General features: G+C 64.5%; 20 protein-coding genes and 2 pseudogenes. 8 read left to right on the forward strand and 14 right to left on the reverse strand.

The features are described from left to right. Positions 1-690 carry a response regulator gene (locus AC58D2_RS16335; protein WP_497392052.1) on the forward strand — a complete coding sequence of 230 codons (690 nt, stop codon included), beginning with the start codon at positions 1-3 and terminating at the stop codon, positions 688-690. Positions 691-935: 245 nt separating this feature from the next. After that, complete coding sequence (locus AC58D2_RS16340) at positions 936-2,237, forward strand: family 1 glycosylhydrolase (protein WP_497392054.1); 1,302 nt, start codon at positions 936-938, stop codon at positions 2,235-2,237. 21 nt (positions 2,238-2,258) lie between these two features. On the opposite strand, the gene AC58D2_RS16345 is transcribed toward AC58D2_RS16340, so the two are convergent. The 4 genes from AC58D2_RS16345 to AC58D2_RS16360 all read right to left on the reverse strand — a co-directional run bounded on the left by AC58D2_RS16345 (position 2,259) and on the right by AC58D2_RS16360 (position 8,860). Then, positions 2,259-4,316, reverse strand: a complete 2,058-nt coding sequence (locus AC58D2_RS16345) for a beta-N-acetylhexosaminidase (RefSeq protein ID WP_497392056.1) — start codon at positions 4,314-4,316, stop codon at positions 2,259-2,261. 89 nt (positions 4,317-4,405) lie between these two features. Next, on the reverse strand, positions 4,406-5,965 hold the full coding sequence (locus AC58D2_RS16350) for a carboxylesterase/lipase family protein (protein WP_497392058.1): 1,560 nt from the start codon (positions 5,963-5,965) through the stop codon (positions 4,406-4,408). A gap of 3 nt (positions 5,966-5,968) precedes the next feature. Next, positions 5,969-8,215, reverse strand: a complete 2,247-nt coding sequence (locus AC58D2_RS16355; RefSeq protein ID WP_497392060.1) for a beta-glucosidase — start codon at positions 8,213-8,215, stop codon at positions 5,969-5,971. Between the two features lie 12 nt (positions 8,216-8,227). Beyond that, positions 8,228-8,860: a TetR/AcrR family transcriptional regulator gene (locus AC58D2_RS16360; protein ID WP_497392062.1), complete on the reverse strand. Its 633-nt coding sequence runs from the start codon at positions 8,858-8,860 to the stop codon at positions 8,228-8,230. A gap of 198 nt (positions 8,861-9,058) precedes the next feature. Here AC58D2_RS16360 and AC58D2_RS16365 point away from each other — a divergent pair, with 198 nt between their 5' ends. After that, positions 9,059-9,850, forward strand: a complete 792-nt coding sequence (locus tag AC58D2_RS16365; protein ID WP_497392064.1) for a sugar phosphate isomerase/epimerase family protein — start codon at positions 9,059-9,061, stop codon at positions 9,848-9,850. On the opposite strand, the gene AC58D2_RS16370 is transcribed toward AC58D2_RS16365, so the two are convergent. After that, positions 9,845-10,699, reverse strand: a complete 855-nt coding sequence (locus tag AC58D2_RS16370; RefSeq protein WP_497392066.1) for an SGNH/GDSL hydrolase family protein — start codon at positions 10,697-10,699, stop codon at positions 9,845-9,847. The two genes, AC58D2_RS16365 and AC58D2_RS16370, sit on opposite strands and share 6 nt — an antisense overlap. A 135-nt stretch (positions 10,700-10,834) precedes the next feature. Here AC58D2_RS16370 and AC58D2_RS16375 point away from each other — a divergent pair, with 135 nt between their 5' ends. Beyond that, positions 10,835-13,114: a TonB-dependent receptor gene (locus AC58D2_RS16375; protein WP_497392068.1), complete on the forward strand. Its 2,280-nt coding sequence runs from the start codon at positions 10,835-10,837 to the stop codon at positions 13,112-13,114. Positions 13,115-13,325: 211 nt separating this feature from the next. Here AC58D2_RS16375 and AC58D2_RS16380 read toward each other — a convergent pair. The 4 genes and pseudogenes from AC58D2_RS16380 to AC58D2_RS16395 all read right to left on the reverse strand — a co-directional run. After that, a pseudogene (locus AC58D2_RS16380) lies at positions 13,326-13,550 on the reverse strand (tyrosine-type recombinase/integrase); the annotation flags it as partial. 87 nt (positions 13,551-13,637) lie between these two features. Continuing rightward, positions 13,638-13,963 (reverse strand): annotated as a pseudogene (locus tag AC58D2_RS16385) (transposase family protein); the annotation flags it as partial. A 260-nt stretch (positions 13,964-14,223) separates the two neighbouring features. Beyond that, a complete protein-coding gene (locus AC58D2_RS16390) occupies positions 14,224-15,189 on the reverse strand; it encodes a DMT family transporter (protein ID WP_497392070.1) in 966 nt (321 codons plus the stop codon). A 15-nt stretch (positions 15,190-15,204) separates the two neighbouring features. Continuing rightward, a complete protein-coding gene (locus AC58D2_RS16395) occupies positions 15,205-16,599 on the reverse strand; it encodes an aminotransferase-like domain-containing protein (RefSeq protein ID WP_497392071.1) in 1,395 nt (464 codons plus the stop codon). Positions 16,600-16,680: 81 nt separating this feature from the next. Between AC58D2_RS16395 and AC58D2_RS16400 the strand changes: the two genes are divergently transcribed. From AC58D2_RS16400 to AC58D2_RS16415, 4 genes are read left to right on the forward strand one after another with little or no spacing between them, the layout of a single operon-like run. Next, positions 16,681-17,274 (forward strand): LysE family translocator, encoded by a 594-nt coding sequence (locus AC58D2_RS16400; protein WP_497392072.1) that lies wholly within the window; start codon positions 16,681-16,683, stop codon positions 17,272-17,274. A gap of 11 nt (positions 17,275-17,285) precedes the next feature. Continuing rightward, a complete protein-coding gene (locus AC58D2_RS16405; protein ID WP_497392073.1) occupies positions 17,286-17,669 on the forward strand; it encodes a nuclear transport factor 2 family protein in 384 nt (127 codons plus the stop codon). Between the two features lie 54 nt (positions 17,670-17,723). Further along, entirely contained in the window at positions 17,724-18,026 is a 303-nt protein-coding gene (locus AC58D2_RS16410; RefSeq protein ID WP_497392075.1) for a DUF1330 domain-containing protein, read from the forward strand. A 9-nt stretch (positions 18,027-18,035) separates the two neighbouring features. Then, on the forward strand, positions 18,036-18,347 hold the full coding sequence (locus AC58D2_RS16415; protein ID WP_497392077.1) for a cupin domain-containing protein: 312 nt from the start codon (positions 18,036-18,038) through the stop codon (positions 18,345-18,347). A 9-nt stretch (positions 18,348-18,356) separates the two neighbouring features. On the opposite strand, the gene AC58D2_RS16420 is transcribed toward AC58D2_RS16415, so the two are convergent. From AC58D2_RS16420 to AC58D2_RS16440, 5 genes are read right to left on the reverse strand one after another with little or no spacing between them, the layout of a single operon-like run. After that, entirely contained in the window at positions 18,357-18,971 is a 615-nt protein-coding gene (locus tag AC58D2_RS16420; RefSeq protein WP_497392079.1) for a DJ-1/PfpI family protein, read from the reverse strand. Between the two features lie 24 nt (positions 18,972-18,995). After that, positions 18,996-19,643 (reverse strand): LysE family translocator, encoded by a 648-nt coding sequence (locus AC58D2_RS16425; RefSeq protein ID WP_497392081.1) that lies wholly within the window; start codon positions 19,641-19,643, stop codon positions 18,996-18,998. Positions 19,644-19,661: 18 nt separating this feature from the next. Continuing rightward, positions 19,662-20,180, reverse strand: a complete 519-nt coding sequence (locus tag AC58D2_RS16430) for an RBBP9/YdeN family alpha/beta hydrolase (protein WP_497392083.1) — start codon at positions 20,178-20,180, stop codon at positions 19,662-19,664. Next, positions 20,177-20,617: a PaaI family thioesterase gene (locus AC58D2_RS16435; protein ID WP_497392085.1), complete on the reverse strand. Its 441-nt coding sequence runs from the start codon at positions 20,615-20,617 to the stop codon at positions 20,177-20,179. The genes AC58D2_RS16430 and AC58D2_RS16435 overlap by 4 nt, the downstream gene beginning before the upstream one ends. Next, a complete protein-coding gene (locus AC58D2_RS16440) occupies positions 20,614-21,261 on the reverse strand; it encodes a 2-hydroxychromene-2-carboxylate isomerase (RefSeq protein ID WP_497392087.1) in 648 nt (215 codons plus the stop codon). The genes AC58D2_RS16435 and AC58D2_RS16440 overlap by 4 nt, the downstream gene beginning before the upstream one ends. Between the last annotated feature and the right edge of the window lie 93 nt (positions 21,262-21,354).

Here is a 21,354-nt window from a genome sequence, read left to right on the forward strand (position 1 = left end):
ATGTCACAGGTCGCTAAAATCCTGGTCGTCGAGGACGACGCGCATATTCGGCGGCTGCTGAAAGCGACGATGCAGCGCGCGGGGCACGACGTCGTCGAGGCCGCCGACGCGCGGCAGGCCCTCGCGCTGCTCGACATCGAGCATCCCGACATCGTGCTGCTCGATCTCGGCCTGCCCGACCGAGACGGACTCGAACTAATCGAGCCCGTTCGGCGGCGCTCGACGGCGACCCTCATCGTGGTGTCGGCGCGCGAGGACAGCGCCGAAAAAGTCGCGGCGCTCGACCTTGGCGCCGACGATTATGTCACCAAACCGTTCGACACGGAGGAATTGCTGGCCCGCATCCGGACAGCACTGCGCCATCAACGCGCGACGAACGATGGAGACATGCGCATAATCGAGGCCGGAACGGTGCGCCTCGACCTCGAACACCGGCGCGTCTTTCGCGAGGGAAGCGAAGTCCATTTGACTCCAAAGGAATATGCCGTTCTCACCGAACTCGCACGGCGCCCCGACCGCGTACTCAGCCACGCACAACTTCTGACGTCGGTTTGGGGTCCGGCGCAAGCCGATCGCGTCGAATATCTCAGAATAGCGGTGCGCGGACTGCGCCAAAAGCTCGAAACCGACCCGTCGCGCCCCACGCTGATCGTCAACGAGCTGGCAGTCGGCTACCGCCTTCGGAGTTGAGTTGCCCAGTTGCGGTCGGTCGGCTCTCAGAGCTTGCCAGTGCTACAGCGGACACTCGGTGCGTTTCAGTAGCCGAAGCTCAATCCCACGGTCGGTTGAGCAAGCTTCGCCGACGGCAGTCGTTCGCCTGCGGCTCGATCGTCAACGACGTTCCGAACTTGACGAGCGATGTTTGTTTAATCCGCTTGCCTAGCCCTCCCCGGAAAGATAACTTACAATCAATTCTGATTGTAAGTGGAGAGATTATGGAGCGGCGAAATTTCCTCGGTCTGGTGGGCGGTGCGGCGGGAACCGCGATGATGTCTGCTCGGGCGCAGGCGCAGACGGCGCGCGCCGGGGCCCCGGATTTCCTGTGGGGCACCGCCGGCGCGGCGTATCAGGTCGAGGGCGGCAATGTCGCGAGCGACCTTTGGGTGATGGAGCATGTAGGGCCCCCGCTCTTTGCCGATCCGTCGGGCGACGCCTGCGATGTCTATCACCGTTTCGACGAAGATATCGCGATGTCGGCAGGGCTCGGTTTCAACACGCATCGCTTCGGCATCGAATGGGCGCGGATCGAACCCGAGCGCGGCCAGGTCTCGCACGCGAGCCTCGCCTATTATCGACGTGTGCTCCAATCCTGCCGTCGCCACGGCATGAAAGCAGTGGTCACGCTGAGCCACTTCACCGTCCCGCGCTGGGTCGCGGCGAGCGGCGGCTTCACCGATCCGGCCAATGTCGACGCCTTCGCAGCGCACTGCGGCCGCGTGACCGAGGCGATGGGCGAGATGATCGACGTCGCGGCGACGTTCAACGAGCCCAATCTGGCAACGGTGGTGCGTTGGAGCGGCTTGTCGGAAAAATATCGGCCCTACATCGAAGCGGCACAAAAGGCGGCAGGTATGGCGCAGAATGCGCCGGCTTGGTCGAGCCCGATGCTCGCCGGCGAGCGACAATATGACGGGATTCTCGCGGCGCATGCGCAGGCGATCGCAGCGATGCGTGGCGCCGGGGCGCGTTTTCCGATCGGGCTGACGCTCGCGATCCCCGACGACCGCGCGGCGGCGGGCAGCGACGACCGCGGCCTGCGGCGCAAACAGGCGGAAGTCCTCGACCGATGGCTCGCCGCGCCGGGCGATTTTGTCGGGATCCAGACCTATACCGGCGGGGAGGTCGGCGCCGATTCCGACATCCCCCCGCCTGCGGGAACCGAACTGACGCAGATGGGCTATGCCTTCACCCCGAACGCGGTCGAGGGCGCGATCCGGCTGGTCGCGAGCCGCACCGATCGGCCGCTGTACGTCACCGAAAACGGCGTGGCGACCGAGGACGACCTCCGCCGGATCGCTTATATCGAAGGCGCAATCGCCGGCGTCGAGCACTGCCGCGCCGACGGCATCGACCTGCGCGGCTACATCCACTGGTCCTTGCTCGACAATTGGGAGTGGGTCGCAGGCTATCGCCCGAAATTCGGGCTGGTGGCGGTCGAGCCGAAGACGTTTCGCCGCCTGCCCAAGCCCTCGGCAAAATTCCTTGGCGCGATCGCCCGGCGCGGAGGCCTGGCCTGACGCAACCGCACGGATCGTGGCTCACTTGGCCGCGGCATCCACCAGCGTGCGGATGCCCGGCCCGATCTTGAGGATCAGGTCGGCGGGCGGCTGTTCGTTGAGGAAGGCGTCGAACGGCCGCCACGAGGCGGATTCCTGCCTCGCGAGCGCATCGAGGAGCGCGCGCGCAGCCGCCAGTCGCTCCGGCTGCAGCGGCCGGCCCGCCTCGATCGCGTCGAGCGCCTCCAACCCGGCAGACGCGAGAGCTGCGAGCTGGGCCGAGGTCGGCAGCGCGGCTTCGAGACGCGGCTTGCCCGCGGCGATCCGTCGATACCGTGCATCATTGTCGCGCCAGATCGCGAGCTGCGCGCGCAGTGCGGGACCGCTCGTCCGCTCACCCGCGACATACGCCCGCGCTTCTGCGGCAAAGAGGCGCGCGAGCAGGCTGTCGACCGGTGCCGCGTCGGCGAGATCGTTAAGCGGCTGAACAATGCGCTTGCCCGCCAGCATCGCCTTGATCCGGTGGTCGTGCGCCATGTTGCGTACAGGGCCCGCGACGTCGAGCAGAACGAGGAGCGGATCGGACATACCCGGAGCGAGCCGCTGCGCCATTCGCGTTCGCGACGCGCGATCGTCGAGGCCCGAAACCGAAAGCTGGTCGGCGACCGCTGCGAGGCGGCGGTACATATCGCCCGCATCGCGCACGTGGGCGGGCGACCAGAAGCGCTCCGCCAGCGCTGCGGCGCGCGGCCAGAGCTGATGGTCGATCAGCGCATCGGACGCGATTTCGCCCCATAGCGGCGCCTCCGCGCCGATCAGCAATTCTTGTTGTTCGCTCGTCAGCGGGGGATGCGGAAAGTCGACAAGCGCGTCGGTGACCATTTTTGCTAGCAGCGGGCTGAGGCGGCGCAGCGCCGCCGCGTGATCGGGCGTCAGCCCGGCGGCCGAGGTCGCCGCCGGATCGATCGCATAATGATAATCCGCCGGCATCAGCAGGTTGAGATAATAGCCCGCCGACATGATCGTCGGATGCCCCCTTGCGGTCGCATTCGCCATTGCGTTCGACGTCTGCCACGCCTGGACCACTGTGTCTTTGGGCAGCCCTGCGCCGGCCACCTCTTCCCAGCCGATCGCCGTTTTGCCGAGCGCGCGCACGATACCCGCGACGCGGCGCAGAAAATATGCCTCGACAGCTTTCGCATCGGCCAGATTTTCGCGCGCCATCAGCGCCTTCACATCTTCGGCATCGCCCCACACGGTGGGGCTGACCTCGTCGCCTCCGATATGGAAATGCGGGTCGGGGAAGAGCGGCGCCATTTCCCCGAACAGGCCTTCGAGAAAGGCATAGGTCTCGTCCGATGCGGGATTGAGCGCGACGTCGGGCAGGCCGAGGAACGTCGATTTCGATATGGTTCCGACCGCGGGATAGGCGTCGACGATCGCGCGGCTGTGCCCCGGCACATCGAATTCGGGAACGATCCGCACGCCGCGCTCGGCGGCGTAGGTGACGAGAGCGCGAATCTCATCCTGCCGATAATAGGGGCCCTCGGCGTTGAGCCGGGGATAGCGCCGGCTTTCGACGCGAAAGCCCTGATCGTCGGACAGATGAAGATGCAGCGTGTTGAGCTTGAGCCGTTCCATCGCGTCGATCTGGCGCTTCAGCGTCGTCACGGTGAGGAAGTGACGCGCCGGATCGAGCATGATCCCGCGCCACGCAAAACGTGGCGCGTCGCGGATCGTCTGGGCCGGAATTGCGATCCCGTCGGGCGACAGGCCGACGAGTTGCCGCAGGGTCGCAAACGCGCGCAGCGCACCCGTGGGCCCATCCGCATCGACCGCAACGTCGCTGGTATCGATGGTCAGGCGATAGGCTTCGCCCACATCAGCGCCCGCGTCGGCCGCCTTGCAGGTGACAGAAACTCGCACCGGCTTGTCCGGGTTGAGGATCAACCCCGTCTGCTTGAGCACGTCGGCATTCAACCGCTCCGCTGCGCGCTCGAGCGGCACGGCAGCCCCGCAGCCGGTCCAGCTGGCCGCAAACGGCCCGGCGACGATCAACTCGCCCGTTCCGCTTTCGGCGACCGATCGGGGGAGCGGCATCAGCGCCGGTGCTGCATGCGCCGAAGTTGAAAGGAGCAGTATCGCCGCCAAGCCAAAAATCCGTCCATGCATCTGCGCCTCCCTGCCCGTCATTCGACTTCACCTGCGGACTTGGCTTCGGTCACATCGAGCCGCGCCTGCCACGGATCGCGCTTGGCGACCGCTGCACCGTCGGCCTCGAAGTCGATCAGCGGATCGGCTTTCGCTGTGACCACCGGCCATGCGGGCAGACCTGCGCCATTGGGATTGCCGGTGGCGGCGAAATTCACCCAATAGCGGTGCATCCTCGCCGCCACCGCCGCATCGCCTGCGGTTGTCGCGTCGCCGAGCAGCGCAGGGAGCCTATCGAAGGCATAGACGACCTCGCTCGAATGCTCGGCACCCGCGACCTCCTTGCCGCGCTGCGATTCGGCAACGTAGGAGAAGCGGAACAGCCAGGCGGGAGCGCCGTTCGCAGCGATGGTGCGCGCCACCAGCCGCGCGGGCTCGATCATCAGCCGGTCGCGGCCGATCATTCCGTTGATCGCGCCGATGGTCGCGGTGCCGGCGGGATCGTAGGCCTGACGCGCCCGATCGGCGAGCGAGCCGAAGGCGGCGAAGGCCGTATCCTTGTCGGGCGCCGTGTTAAGACCAAGATCGGCTTCGTCTGCGCCGATAAGGATCGGGAGCGCCGGCGCGGTCTCCAGCGCCGCGGCCGGCTGGGCGGCGACGATACGCCCGTCGACCATCGGGCCTGAAAAGCGTTCGCGTTCGCCGAGGAACAGCATGCCAAGTGCGGTCAGATTTCCCGCGACCTTGTCGGCGGGAAGGTCGCGCAGCCTGGCGAGAGCGGTCGCGCCCTCCCCTTCGATGCCGACACTCTTTGCAAAGGCGAGACCGATCTTTTCGGCCGACGGATGCTTCGGCGAATCGCGATCGAGATATTGCGCACCGAGAAGCTGTTTGCGCCCGCCGCCCGACTGCGCGATCACGCGGTCGAACAATCCGCTTGCGAGCGGCGACCCCATCAGCGCGAGCACCGACTCGCCGCCCGCCGACGCCCCCATGATCGTCACATTATCGGGGTCCCCGCCGAACGCCGCGATATTGCGCTGCACCCATTGAAGCGCCGCAATCTGGTCGAGATAGCCGTAATTGCCTTTGGGTGCCTCACCCTGTTCGACAGTCAGCGCGGGATGCGCGAAGAAGCCGAAGCGTCCCAGCCGGTAGTTGGGGGCAACGAAGACCAGTCCGTCGCGCGCAAATGCGGCACCCGACGCTTCGGCCGGGACGTTCGAACCCGATACGAACGCCCCGCCGTGGATCCATACCAGCACCGGCAGCTTGCGCTGCTTGCCTCCGGCGGGGCGCCAGACGTTGAGGTAGAGGCAATCCTCGGAAGGCTCGAACGCGGGGTCGGACGTCGGCCGCATACAGTCGTGGCCGAACCGCGTCGCGTCGCGCACATTCTGCCATGGCGCGACCGGCTGCGGCGCGCGCCAGCGCAGCGCACCCACTGGCGGCGCGGCAAAAGGAATGCCCTTGAAGGCATCTACACCCTCCTCGACGAGACCCTGCACCGTGCCGGCCTCGGTCTTTGCTTCCGGCGGTGCCGCCTGCGACGGAACCGAACCGAGCCAGAGTGCGGCGATGACGAGAGGAGCGCGCATCGCTCAGCGCGCCCGGTCTTCGGTTGCAGCGTTCAGCACCGCGCGGCCGGTCAGCATCGGCTCGCCGGCCGATTTGCCGACGAAGAAGCGATATTCGCCGTGCGGCCGTACCCACTGCCCTGCCGCTTCGTCGTAGGAAAGAAGGAGCCAGGGATCGGCATCGATCGTCACCTCGCGGCTTTCACCTGGCTTGAGCGTCACCTTCGCCCAGCCCGCGAGCCGGTGCGTGCGGCCGGGCGGCGCGACGTAGAGCTGCGCCACCTCGGTGCCCTCGCGCGCCCCGCTGTTCGTAATCCGCGCCTTGACGCGCAGTGCGCTGCCGCCGCTGAACTCGAGGCCGTTATAGGCGAAGCTCGTGTAGGTGAGCCCGAATCCGAAGGGAAACAGCGGCCGTTCTCCCTTTCGGTCGAACCAGCGATAACCGACATCGCTGCCCTCGGCATAAGCGATCGGAAACGGGTCGTAGCGCACGCCGATGCCGAGCGGCCGCTGCTTTGCAGGCTCGTAGCCGGCAACGCGCGTGTGCGGCAGGTGTGCGGACGAGGCGGGGAAGCTGATCGGCAAGCGCCCTTGCGGTGTGCGCGCGCCGGTCAGGATCGCCGCCATCGCCTCGCCGCCGCGCTGACCCGAAAACCAGGCTTCAAGCACCGCGCCGACCTTGTCGAGCCAGGGCATCGCAACCGGGTTGCCGGTCTGCAGAACGACGACGGTTTTCGGGTTGGCGTCGGCGACCGCGTCGATCATCGCATCCTGACCATAGGGAAGCGCGAAGTCGGCGTGGTCGATCCCCTCCATCTCGGGCTTCACCGCGTAGACGACGACGAGATCTGCTGCATTCGCGACGCGCGCCGCGCGCGCCGCATCGCTGCCATCGTCATAGAGGAGCGTCGCAGCAGGCAGCGCCGCCTGCAACGCTTTGAGCGGCGAAGAAAGCCCGTAGCTCGGCGCGAGAAGCGCCGACAGCGGATTGGCACCGGGCGCGTCGCGATAAACGCCGCCCCAAGGAATGACCTGCGACGACCCACCCCCGATCGGCACCCCCTTGTCGGCAAGGTGGCCGATCACCGCGATCGTCCTCGCCTCGCGGGCGAGCGGCAGCATGCCGTCATTTTTGAGCAGCACCATTCCCGCTTCGGCAAGCGCCTGCGCGCGAGCGCTGTTCGACTCGCGGTCGATCGCCCCGCCAGGCTTTGCGCGGTGGTCGAGCGCGCCGACCGCAATCATCGAGCGCACGATGCGCAGCGCCATGTCGCGCACGCGCGCGGCGCCGATCTCGCCGGCCTTCACCGCATCGCCAAGCCCCGCAAAATAATCCTTGTCCTGCGGCGACTGCTGATCGAGCCCCGCGTCGATGGACGCCTTCAGGCTGTGGACAGCGCCCCAGTCCGACATCACCCAGCCGCGATAGCCCCAGTCGCCCTTGAGAACGGTTCCGATCAGGAATTCATTCTCGCACGCATAGACACCGTTTACCTTGTTATAGGCGCACATGACCGAGGCGGGATGGCCGCGCTTGATCCCTATTTCAAAGGCGAGAAGGTCGGATTCGCGCAGCGCTCCCTCGTCGATCCGCGCATCGTAGACGAAGCGCCCGCTTTCCTGCGGATTGAGCGCATAATGCTTGATCGTCGAAGCGACATGATTCTCCTGGATCCCAGCAATCTGCGCCGCGACCAGGGTGCCGGCGAGAAGCGGATCCTCGCCCAGATATTCGAAGTTGCGCCCGCCGCGCGGCTCGCGCGCCAGATTGACTCCGCCGGCGAGCATCACGTTGATCCCCTTTGCGAATGCCTCGGCACCGATGATGCGCCCCGCTTCGCGCGCCATCTCGGCGTCGAACGTCGCGGCAAGCGACAAGGTCGCGGGGAGCGCCGTCGATTGCTGGCCGGGGCGCAGATAGCCGATGTCCGCGACACCGAGGCTGGCGTCACCGAGGTGCAGGGCGGGAAAGCCCACCCGTTCGATCGCCGGCACGAATCCCGCAGTCCCGATCGCGCCTTCGGGTTTGGGTGTGCGCATCGCTTCGGGAATGAAGTCGGGCAAAGGGATGCCAAGGTCTAGGAGGCTTGCCCCAGATACCGATATGGTGAGCGCGATCTGCTCGTCGAGAGTCATCGCATCGACGATCGTCGCAGCGCGATCGTCGGCTGCCTGTTGCTGCCTGGTCATCTCGTCCGCCTGTCTTGCCGTCGCCGGCGTGGCAATAATCGTGCTGGCCGCCAGAATGGCGGTCGATAGGGCGCTTGCCATTTTTCTCTCCTGTCAGTCTGTCTTGTCGTCACCGACCGACAGGACGCCGGTCTGAAGCCCCGCTTCCATCAGGCGTCGCAGCAATTTCACCGAATCGCGTACACTCCCCGGGGCGGGAGCAAGGACCTGCGCGATCGACAGGCCGCGGATCGCCCACACGACCAGGCGCATCACCGCCATCGCGCCGCGTTCGTCGCCGGGCGCGGCCAGATGCGTGAAAGCCAGCGCCTGCTCCTCGATGCGCGTCTGCACCGGCGCCAGTTTTTCGCAAAGCTGTGGGTCGCTGCGCGATCCTTGGAGGATTTCGAGCACAGCGACGCCCGAAGGCCGGCTGAGCACTTCCCACGCCAATTCGGGATAGGCGAGCATTCGCTGGCGAGGATCGGCAATGCCTTTCAGATATTCGCGGTAGCGCTGGAGCTCCTCTTCGAAGACCGCTTCGACCACGAAGGTCATCAGGTCGGCCTTGGTCCGGAACTGGTGGAGCATAGCGCCGCGGCTAACCCCCGCCCTTTCGGCGACCAGCATCGTCGAGGTCGCCGAATAGCCGAGTTCGTGAAGTGCTTCGATCGCCGCCGTCAGCAATGCCTCGCGCGTGCCGGCGCTTCGTTCGGCCTGCGTCCGCCGGCGCGGTTTCTCTGCCATCCCTCCACCTCCACATTTACAAGCAGGATTGACCGTAACATATGGCGGCGATAGAAACATGGCAAGCCAAAAGGCAGACGGAGGGATTTTGGGATGATCGAAAGGCGCACGATCCTCGGAGCAGGCGCAGCATGCCTTGCGTTACCGTTCGCGGTGCGGGCGGCCCCAGCAGAACCCGCAATCGGCGTTCAGCTGTATATGGCACGCGAACTGCTCGCGAGGGACTTCGACGGCACGCTCGCCGCGATCGCGCAGACGGGGGTGCGTGATGTGGAGTTCGCAGGCTTCTACGGCCGCAGCGCGGTGGCGGTGCGCGACAGTCTGGCGTCGCATGGGCTGACAGCCATCGGCGCCCACGCGGTGCGCGCGGACATGGATGACGCCGAGATCGCACGAACGATCGAGCAATGCGCCGAAATCGGAATGGCCTATGTCGTCGCGCCAGTACCGCTCGTCCCCGCCTATCGCGAACTCTTGGGCAAGTCGGACAATGTGTTCCGCGACGCGATCACAGCACTGACCCGCGACGACTTCCTGCGCACGGCCGACCGGTTCAACGCGATCGGTGGCGCGGTACAGGCGTCCGGGATGCGCTTCGCCTATCACACCCACGCGCTCGACTTTCTACGCTTTGACGCGCGCTATGCGTTCGACGACATGATCGAGCGCTGCGATCCCGCGCTTGTCGATTTCGAACTCGATGTCGGCAACACCATCGCCGCGGGCGTCGATCCGCTGCCCTATATCGAGCGGCTCGGGCCGCGCATGCCGCTTGCACATCTGAAAGACTGGAAGCCGGGCTTCGAGCCTGCGGTCGATCGCATTCCTCCGTCGGTGGCGATCGGCGAAGGGGTCGTCAACTTCGCCCGGATCGCGGCGACGATGGCCGGCGCCGGCGTCCGCTATGCCTTCATCGAAGAGGAAGACACGCCGGCCGATCGCGTCATCACGGCGATCGGCAACGCGCGGCACTACCTGTCGGATCTATGACCCCTTGCCCGTCGCCGCAGCTAGCGCGCGTTCGGTAATCGGCTGCATCACCTCATAGCCCGCCGCGGTGGGATGCACACCGTCCTTGGCATGCACCGACGACAGCCCGCCGGCACCGTCGTCCATCATCCGATAATAATCGGCATAGACCGCACCGGTTTTGTCCGCGAGCCGGCGAAGGCGATCATTGAGCGCCGCGATCGTCGCGGCGGGTTCGATCTCCGGCCGCCAGTCGAAGCGGCGCGCGGGCAAAACCGACGCGAGCACTACCTTGATACCATGCGCCTGCGCGAGATCAATCATGGTGCGGATATTCGCCTCGATCCGGTCGAGCGAGGTCGGTCCGCCGTTGCCTGCTATGTCGTTGGTGCCCGCCATGATGTGAACTACCCGGGGCTCGAGAGCGATGACATCGGCGCGAAAGCGCGCGACCATTTGTGTCGTCGTCTGGCCGCTGATGCCGCGATCGAGGCGGCCGCCGCCAAAGAAATCGGGCTGCTTGTCGATCCATCCTTCGGTGATCGAATCGCCCATGAAGACGATGCGGTCTGACGTTGGCGGCGGCAGCGCGCGATTGGCCGCGGCATAACGGCAAAGCCCCGGATAGTCGGCGAGCAGCAGGGCCTGCTGCCAAGCGGCATAAATGGCCATTCCCTCCTCGGATCGCGGTGGCAACGGTTTGCCGGCGGCGACCGCGGCCTTGGCGCGTACCATATAGTCGGCGACGACCGCCGGCACCGGGGGCAGGTCCGCGCAAGGGTCGGCGACAACGCCGACGCGGGGGGCGGGGTCGGCCGCGGCGACCTGCGAGACCGCTGCGATCAGCGGCACTGCAATCCAGGTTTTCATTAGGCCTCTTCTCCTCTCGATCCGGACCTAACAATCACTACCGCAACTTACAAGCGGTCTTGACTGCTTGTAAGTTGCGGTCCTATGGCGTGTCTGACGATAATGGCGCAGCGAGCGCCCGATGGGGAGGCCAGTATGAAAAGGATGCGTGTGGGACACGGATGGTTACTCGGCTCGGTCGCGGCCGCGGCGATTTGGGCGGTCCCGGCGGCGGCACAAAACAGCGCCGAGGGCACCGACGCCGCGCAAGATGGCGACGAGATCATTGTCACCGCGACGCGGCGCGCCGAACGATTGCAGGACGTGCCGGTGTCGGTTTCCGCGATTTCGGCGGGCGACCTTGCCCGATCGGGGCTGAAGGAAGTCAGCGACATCCAGTATCTGGCTCCGAACATCACCTTCTCGGCCACCAATCCCGTCTCGAACGGCGGCGGCTACCAAATCCGCGGCGTCGGCACCCAGACCTATGACAGCGGCGTCGAGCAGACGGTCGGGCTCGTCATCGACGGCGTCGTCATCGGCCTCTCGCGCGATCCCGGATCGACGGGCTTTTCCGACATCGAGCGGATCGAGGTGTTGCGCGGGCCGCAGGGCACCTTGTTCGGCAAGAATTCGAGTGCCGGGGTGATCCAGATCATCACGAAGAAGCCCGATTTCGACGCACCCGCGATGTCGCTCGACCTCAAATATGGCGAGCGCAACGATCGTGCGGTGCAAGCGAGCGCCAATGTGCCGCTGGGCGACACGCTCGCGCTGCGCGTCGCGGGCTATGCCAACGGGCAGGATGGCGCGATCCCTTACGTTCTCGCCCCGTCGCGCGCTGTCGGCGATCGCCGCAACAGCGGGGTGCGCGCCAAATTGCTCTGGGAGCCGGCGGACCATCTCTCCTTCCTCCTGTCGGGCGAATATCAGACCGCGTTCGCCCGCGACGGTGCGATCATCGAAACGCTTGGCACGAGCGCGCTCTATAATTCGCAGTTCGCGGCCTTCCCCGTTCAGCCCGGACCGGACACCTATCTGAGCTATATGGACGGCGACTGGACCGCCGACACCTCGCTCTACGCGGCATCGCTCGAAATGAATGCCACCCTCGGCGATCACACACTCACCTCGATCACCGCCTATCGCCACCTTGAGACGCTGCAATTGTCGGATATCGACGCCTCGCCTGCCGACGTATTCAACAACAGCGACGGCGGTGTCGACAGCAACCAGTTCACACAGGAACTGCGTCTGACTTCTCCCGGCGGCCAGCGGCTCGAATATGTCCTCGGTCTCTATTATTATCATACCGAAAATGCCGGATGGGCGTCGCAGTATGGAAATTATTACGGACTCTACGGCGTGCCGGTGGTCGTCGGCGGCGGTCGCCGCGACAGCAGCAACACGGTTCGCAGCCTCGCCGCTTTCGGCAATGCGACCTTCGCGCTCACCGATGCGATCAAGCTGATTGGCGGCCTCCGCTACACGAACGACCGCAACCACGGGACCCTCGTGGTCACGCCCTTGCCCTTTCCCGCCGTGCCGCTCGGCACGCTTCCCGACTATGACGGGATCGTGAAGGCGGACAATGTGTCGGGTAAGGTCGGCATCCAATTCGAACCGAGCCGCAACGTCATGCTCTATGCGACTTGGTCGACGGGCTACAAAGGCCCCGCGATCGACGGGACCGGCGGTATCATCCGCGAAGTCGAGCCCGAAACCGTTAGAAGCTGGGAGGTCGGCGCGAAAACGAGCTTTCTCGACGGCAAGGGCACGTTCAACCTATCGCTATATTGGTCGAATTTTCGCAATTTCCAGGCGCAGACCTTCGATACGACAATCACGCCGCCGGCCTTCTACCTCTCGAACGCGGGCATGCTGCGCGCGCGCGGGATCGAGGCCGAGACGAGCCTGCGCGTGACCCCCGCCCTACGGTTGTCGGCCAGCGGATCGCTCAACGATGCGACGTTCCGCGACTATGACGGACAATGCTATCCCGGACAGCCGATATCCCCGGTTGCGGGCGAAGGCTGCTACGTAGTGCCGGGTACCGACACGACGGTCGCCAACTATCGCGGGTACCGCCTGCCCAACGCGCCCAAATGGTCCTATATCCTGCGCGCCGACTATGAGCAGCCGGTCGGCAGCGACCTGGCGGTCGATGCGGGGGTGAACTGGTCGTGGCGCTCAAAAACTCAGGCTGTGATCGGCGACCCCAATGCCGAGATCGCCGCCTACGGCCTGTTCAACGGCACGCTGGGCCTTGGTGCCGAAGACGGCGGCTGGCGCATCGGTCTCTATGCGCGGAACCTGTTCAACAAGCATTTCTACGCGCCCTATGCGGCGGGCGTCATCAACCCCGGTGGCTATGCGAAGATCGTCATGCCCGAAGCCTTCCGCACGATCGGCGGCACGCTCAGCTTCCGATTTTGATCCGGGGTATGCAGTGCCTCGCGCATCGCGGGGCGCTGCACTGAAACTGAAGATGAAAGAGCTAAAACACCGGTAGCCGGACCGCGAACGAGAGGAAAAGCGGTCTAGAATCGCCGCTTAGAGACGGTCCGCTTTTAGGGAGCAAACAGAGAGAGCGGATGTTCCGCCACGAGCTAGAGCGCTCGCTCTCTAGGATATCGAGATTTACTGGTTAAACTTCGATGCCTTCCGCCAAGGTCAACGCGTCTTCAACATCGACGCCGAGGTATCGCACCGTATTCTCAATCTTGGTGTGGCCAAGCAGAATTTGCACAGCGCGCAAATTCCCCGTCGCCTTGTAAATGATCGAAGCCTTTGTCCAGCGCAGAGAATGCGTCCCGTCGTCTTCGCTTCGGAGTCCCACCGCGGTGACCCATTCGTCGACGAGACGCGCATAGTCGAATTCTGACCTACCCATGATCGTTCTCCTGCGGCCGAAATGGCCAAAAAGGGAAACGCTCGGGTCAAGCCGATTGTCCGCTAGAAACTTGCGCTTCGGCTCCTTGTCGCCCGTCACCTCGGGCAAGCGGCTGATCCCGTGGCGCCTAAGGCAGCGATGCAGGGAGGAGCGCGTCTGGTGCGGAATCGTCGCCTGTAGGTATAGAGGCAGTTATCCAGCGGCAGCAGCGTATGCTTGCGGAAGGCGACGATGATCGCCTCTTCTTCAATCGACAGGACGGTCGAGTGGGCATTCTTCGGACCGGTCGGCAAATCCTTGACTGCCGCGCGCTTCTTCCACTTGGCAACCGTCTTCTGGTTGATCCCGTACCGCTTCGCCAGAACCCTCAGGCTCTCTTGACTATGCTGTATCGCTCGACGGACTGCCTACGTCGTGTGGGCGCTCCCGTGTAAAATCTGGCCCATAGCGCATCCTTCCATGCCTGCATGGATAATGCACCATCAAACACCGGGACCAAACAGCTAGTGCGTCAACCATTTTTCTTGCTTCATCATCAAGATTTTATGTCGAGGCCGGCGACAAGCTTGGGCCGCGGACGGTTCTCACTGTCCTGCGCACGACGCCAGTTCGATCGCTCCGCCCCGCCGGTAATTCCACATTACATGCGTACTCAGCTGGCTCGGCCGCGTGACACGGTCGCGCCAAAATCATCGATCCGCCGTAATTGGCGGCGCACGCCGACCGCGCCCAGAACGATGCCGCCGAGGATCAGCACCATTCCGATGATGTGAAACCTGAATAAAGCCTCGCCCAGCAGCAGAGCGGCGAGACCGGCGCCGAACAAAGGCATCAGTGTAATCATCTGGCCTGCGGGTGCTGCTCCGAGATTTTTCACAGCCGCGTTGTAGAGCACATAGGCAAAGAGCGACGGGAACAAAGCAACATAGACAAAGGCGCCAAGCACATCGGCTCGCAACGGGATGCCGGCCCCGCCGACCATTTCCATCGCGGCGAGCGGCGCCATTACTGAGGCGCCAATAAAAAATGTCGTCGCAAGGAAACTGGCCGGGTGGCAATCGGGGCGAAGGCGCAGCAACGCGGTGTAAAGCGCCCAGCAGACGACTCCGCACAGCACGAGGAAATCCCCGAAATTGAGTGTCAGCCGCGCCAGTGCAGCAAGATCGCCGCGCAGCACGATGACCGCCACGCCCAGCATGGAGAGGGTCACGCCGACGATCTGCAAAGCCGACGCCCGGTCGCCGAAAAAGAGGTGATTGAACAGGAGAACAAGCGCCGGGATCGCCGCCTGAAGCAAAAGCCCGTTGCTGGCGGTGGTGAATTGCAGGCCCGAATAGATGAAGGCATTGAAGGCGGCCACGCCCGTCAGGCCAAGCAGCAGGACCGCCTTCCAGTGCGACAGGAGCCGTTGCCGATCGGCGCGCAAATGCCGCCACGCAAAAGGCAGAAGGATCGCAAGCGCACCGCTCCACCTGACCAGCGCCAGGGTGAACGGCGGAATGACACCGTTCACCGCGCGACCGACAATGAAATTGCCCGCCCAGAACAGGATCACGATGCAGAGCGTGGCATAAGACCAGAAATCCGTACCGCTCGCCGGGGATCGATTCATATGCATGGCTGGCCTCGCATGTCAGACCAGACCGTGTGCGGCGCTGCCCCCGGCAGTCGTCAGCATGGCAGCGATATCGCGAAGCGCCTGTTCAAGATCATCGCGCGAGCGCAGGCCGCCAAGGCACAGGCGAACCCCGGAGGGCGCCACGGCATCGACGATCGGCCCGTCAGGCGGCGTCAGCGCGATGGAGGCGCGTAAGGCGCGGGCGCTTAGCCGTTCGGCGTCGAGCATGGGCATCGGCATCCAGACGTGGAGGCTGCGCCCCGCCCCCGGCACTGCCATCGCCTTGCCGAGGATCGCCGACGCCAACTGCGTCCTCGCCTCGCTTTCGGCAATTACATCGTCGGCGATCCTGTCGGCCGTTCCGTCCTGTTCCCACTGGCTGAAGACCAGACCGCCCAGCGAGGGAGGGCTGTAGCCAAAGGCGCGGATGCCCAGCAGCAGTCGATCGCGAATGTCTTCATTGTCGGGCGGCAACAGGAAACCGAGCCGCAAGCCGGGCGCGACCGCCTTGGAAACGCCCGCGACCATCAATGTCCTTTCGGGCGCGAGATCGGCAAAGCAGTCCGCCGCCCCGGCATCGGCGAAGACGCGATAGGCATCGTCCTCCACGATCATCAGATCATGGGCACGGGCGACCTCGATGATTTCAGCGCGGCGCGCGGCATCGAGGCTGATCGTGGTCGGGTTCTGCAAGGTCGGGATTATGACCAGCACCTTGGCGCCAATTTCGCGGGCACAGCGCGCTAGCGCTTTGGGATCGATGCCGCGCGCATCCATGGCAACACCCTGCAGGCGGTAGCCCGCATGGTCGGCCAATGTCCGGATGCCGGGATAAGTCGCGGCTTCGCACAGAATCGTATCGCCGGGCCGCGCCAGCGCCGCGAAGGCAAGTGCAAGGCCATGCTGCCCGCCGTTGCACTGAATGACCCGATCCGCCGTCGCGCGAGTCACGCCATGACGGCGCTTGAGCCAGGATGCCCCGGCCTCGCGGATCGAGGCCAGGCCTTCGGGCGGCGCATAGTTCACCGCTACGCCAAGATCCGCGCGCTGGCGCACGCGGGACAGCCCCTCCCCGATCCAGCGCTCGGCAGGATCGAGCGGCGGCACATTATGCGCCATGTCGAGCGGGCCGGTGTCATGTGGCGCGGCATGCGGTCTTGCCCGGTCGGCGACGAACGAACCCCGGCCTACATGGCTGGAAATGAACCCTCGTCGCTCCGCCTCGACATAGGCCCGGCTGACCGTGCCGACACTCAGGGACAGGCGGTGTGCCAGATCGCGCTGCGGTGGCAAACGGTCGCCGGGCGCAAGGCGACCATCGCGCACATCGCCCTCCAGCGCGGACACGAGACGCTCGTATACCGGCGCACTGCCCTTCGAGATATCCGGCTGCCAGTCCTTCATCGCCATCCCCGATCCATATTGAACCGGTTCAATACTACATTTGACTCATAGTTCAATGATGATCATCCAGCTTCGCAGGAGAACATCATGGATACGAGTCTGCTTGCCCCGCTTGCGCTGTACAGTTTCGTCTGCACGGCCACGCCCGGCCCCAACAACATCATGCTCGCCTCGTCGGGGCTGGTTTTCGGATTCCGCCGGACCATCCCGCACATCTTCGGGATCAATTTCGGTTGCGCGCTCATGCTGGTGCTCAGCGGGCTGGGTCTGGGTGCGCTGTTCGAGGCATGGCCCGTGCTGCGCTGGGCAGTGCGGATCTTCGGTGCTGTCTATCTTGCCTGGCTGGCGGTGAAACTGTGGCAATCGGAAGGCGTCGAACACCGCGAGGGCGCGCATCCGCTGACTTTCTTTCAGGCGGCGGCCTTCCAATTCGTCAATCCCAAGGCCTGGGCGATCACCATGCCCGCCATCGCCAGCTTTACCGTGCCCGGCCGGCCGCTCGCCCTGCAGCTCGGCGTTATCGTCGCGGCCTTCGTGCTGGTCGGCCTGCCTTCCATCGCAACCTGGGCGGCGATGGGCGCGGGGGCCCGCGAACTGCTCGAAAGCCGCAAGGCCATGATCGTGTTCGTGCGCGTGATGGCGGTTCTGACCGCGCTCACTGCCCTGCTGTTTCTGATCTGAAGGACAACGCAATGAATCGGGAAGACATGGAGATGTTTGCGGCGAACTGGATCGCCAACTGGAACGCGCGCGATCTCGACGCCATTCTGGCGCACTTTGCCGAGGACGCGCGCTTCATCAGCCCATTGGCCGCGGAACTGACGGGTTCACCGATCATCGAGGGCAAGGCCAGTTTGCGCGCCTATTGGTCGAAGGCGCTGGAGGCTTCGTCCGAACTGCACTTTACCCTGATCGCTGCCGTCTGCGATACTGAGCGCCAAGTGCTCGGCGTCCACTATGTGGCCCGGCGCAACGGCAAGGCCAGGCGGGCGCTCGAAACGATGCGCTTCGTGCACGAGCGGCAGGTCGAAGGCGAGAGCTTCTACAGCGCGCAGGATATGGCACTGAGCGAATGAACGGGCTGCAACGGGATCGCCGGTTCGCCTGAAATCAGTAGAGGGAGGATTTTGATGACGGTTTATGCAATCGGCCAGATTTCGATTCACGACCGGGCTCGTTACGACCAGTATGCTGCCGCCTTCTCGGCGACGTTGACGCCATATGGCGGATCGCTTCTCGCCGCAGACGAAGCGCCCGTGGCGATCGAAGGCGCCTTGGCGTGTCAAAAGGTGATCTTGCTCAAGTTCCCCGACGAAGCGGCCTTCCGAGCGTGGGAAATATCCCCCGAATATCGCAAAATTGCGGTCGATCGGCACGCAGCGACCTCCGGCAGCGTGATGCTGGTACGGGGCGTCGGCTCTGCGTCGGCATGAGGGCAAGACGTGCAGGTTATCCGCGCCCGCGACTTCACCGGCAGATCGGCATGGGACGCGCTGTCGATCGAGCGGATCCACGACGCGACGGTGCGGCTGCACTGGACCGACCAGCCCTACCGCTGGCACATCAACGATGGCCCGGAAGTCTTCGCTGTCCTCGACGGGCGTGTCGACATGCATGTCCGGACCGCTGGCGGCGAACAGGTTCTGCATCTTGAAACAGGGGACATCTTTCACGCCGAACCGGGCGATGAACATGTCGCCCGCCCCCTTGGCGAAGCGCGCATTCTGGTGATCGAGCAGGCCGGAAGCGATTGAGACGACGGATCAGGCGGACGCAGCCTCGACCAAAAACGGCGCAATGACAGCCATCGCCCGTTCGACATACATCTCCTTTTCGCCGACCGGCGCGACATAGTGGATCGCTTCGCGCGCCTGTTCCACCGAACCACCGCGCGCGATCATCCAGGCCGCGAGATAATGCGAGGCGAGGCAGCCGCCCGCGGTCGCGACATTGCCATGCGCGACGAATGGTGCGTCGATCACGTTCACGCCCGCCTCGATGACCCATGGCTTTGTCGTCAGATCGGTGCAGGCAGGCAGATCACCAATCAAACCGAGCTTCGCCAGCAACAGGGTGCCTGAGCACTGCGCACCGATCAACTGGCGCTCGGGGTCGAGCCGAAGTCGCGCCAGAAGAGCGTCATCGCGAGCCACGTCGCGCGTGCGGATACCGCTGCCGATCAGGACGGCGTCTGCTTCTTCCGTAAATTCAAGCGGACGCTGACGGCGGATGGTGACACCGTTCATCGACGCCACTTCGTCCGCAGGCGACGTGATCCAGGCATTCCAGCCCAGCGGCCTGAGGCGATTGAGGGTCGTCGACGCGATGAACGAATCCAGTTCGTTGAACCCGTCGAAAGTCAGAACGGCTATCTGCATGTCTCTCTCGATATGGAAACGGCGCTATCGCTGCGCCGGATGGAAGGCGATGCGCAGGCCCAGCGTGATGAGCACGCCGCCGGTCAGGCCATCGAGCCAGCGCGCTACGGCCCCTTGCACGAACCAGTGCCGCAGCGGACGGCTGCCAAGGATCAGGAGCGCGAACCAGGCCATGCCGAGCGTGGCATGAAGCGTCGCCAGCAACAGGCTGAAGCCCATTACCGACGCTCCCACCGGGATGAACTGCGGCAGGAAGCTCACATAGAAGACACCCATCTTGGGATTGAGCAGATTGGTGAGCAGGCCCTTCATGAACCAGTTGCCCGATCGTGATGGAGCAGATGGCAATGCCGGACTTGCGGCATCGGAGGGCGCACCCGATTTGAGAGCCGCCCGGACCATGCCCAGCCCCAGCCAGAGTAGATAGGCGGCGCCTGCATATTGCAGGATCACGTAGAGCGTTCCTGACAGCGCGAGCAGCGCGCCAAGCCCCAGCGCCACAATCAGCCCCCAGGCAAGAACGCCCGCAACCACGCCTGCCGCCGCCGCGAGAGCCTGACGCGGCCCCTCGACGGCGAGTGTGCGCAGGACCAGTGCCATGTCGAGGCCGGGCGTGACGAGAAGAAACCCGGCGGCCAGCATGAAGCCAGCAAGTGCAGTCCAGATGGTCATGCTCCATTCCCTTCGATTTCAGCGCGGAAGGACGTGAGGATATCCCGGCCCTCCGGCCTTGCTGCCCGTGTTGATATGACCGAGCGAACCCAACGCGATCAGCCGCGAGCCCCATTGCCGGGCGCGCCGTTTGCTGTAATCGACTGTTCCGTAAGGATCGTTCGCGCTGGCGACGATCAGGCTGGGAAATGGCAGGGGCTGCGCCGGCACTTGCGCGAAGGACCGCGCTTCATCCGGAAACGCCCATCCGCACGGGTCTGGCACGGCGACCAGCATCGCGCCAGCTACCGGAGCTCCTCGCGCGGCGGCCCAATGCGCCACCAGCAGGCAGGCAAGGCTATGCGCGACCAGAATGGGCGAGCTGTTCAGGGACTTCACCGCCCGATCCAGCGCCTCGCACCAGTCGGCAAGTTCCGGCCGGCCCCAATCGGACGGTGCGAAGCGGGTCATGTCGGGATCGGTCCGCTCCCAATGGCTTTGCCAATGGTCCGGTCCCGAACCGCCTATGCCGGGAAGCAAGAGCACAGGGAGCGTCATGGCCGTGCCGTTTCCATGCGCATGAGTGTCTGCTGGCCGGAAGCACACAGGACCTCCTCTCCCTCACGCATTGCATGGACCTTGAGATCGCAGACCGTCAGGGCGCGGCCGGCGCGCAGCACTTCACCCGTGGCGCGCAGACGTTCTCCCGCCGCCGGGCGGATAAGATTGAGCTTGTACTCAACCGTCAGGACATCGTCGCCATCGCCGAAGACCGAATAGGCCGCATAGCCGCCCGCCACGTCGGCAATCGCACCGACTACACCGCCATGAAGGAAGCCATTCTGCTGACAAAGATCAGCCCGGAACGGCAGATCGAGAACCACCTTACCGTGGCTGGCGTGGATCACCTCAGCCCCGATCAACCCCATGAAGCTCTGACGCGAGAAGCTCTCGCGAACGCGCTCGAGCAGAAGCGGGTCATTGGCCTCGCTCATGATCCTGCCCTCCGGGGCACGCCATAATCGAGAGTACCGAGGCGTTGCATCTCAGCCGTCTGGAACATTTTGGGATCGGCCAGATAATCGCGCACCATGCCCAGCGTATCGAAGCCCCAGAACAGGTCCTCCCCGATCGCAAGCGTGGGCACGCCAAACACGCCGCGCGCGATCGCCGTCTCGGTGTTGGCTCGGAGCCCGTCCTTTACATCCGCGCTTGCGATCCTGTCCTGCACAGCGGAAAGACCAAGTTCGGCGCCGAGCCTCTCCAGTTCGGCACCATCGGTCAGATCCCGGCCTTGCGCAAAAACCGCCTCGAACACGGTATCGACAGCATCCGCGCGGGCATCGAGCGCAATTAGCAGTCGCAGGGCCTCGACCGAACGAAACGGATGCGTATCGGGAAAGCGCAGCGCGATACCGTTCCTGTCAGCGAGCCATTGGCACATGCGATAGGTCTGCGCCCGCTTGAGCGGCACTTCCGCCGGGCCGACCAGGCCCCAGTGATTGAGCAGCGCCCCCAGCAGCACCGGGACCGGACGTATCTCCAGCCCGAAATCGTCTTCACGCAGGCGCTTCCACATCAGGAAGGCGAAGGGCGAGACGGGATCGAAATAGAAATCGGCCGGGGTCTTCGTGCTCATCTGATTGCTCCTTGGGCCTCATCATTGTATCAAATCATGAGTCGATCAAATCAAACATTGTATTGGTTCAATCATGGCCTTTATCGCACCCCC

Source organism: Sphingopyxis sp. CR5 (assembly GCF_059693785.1).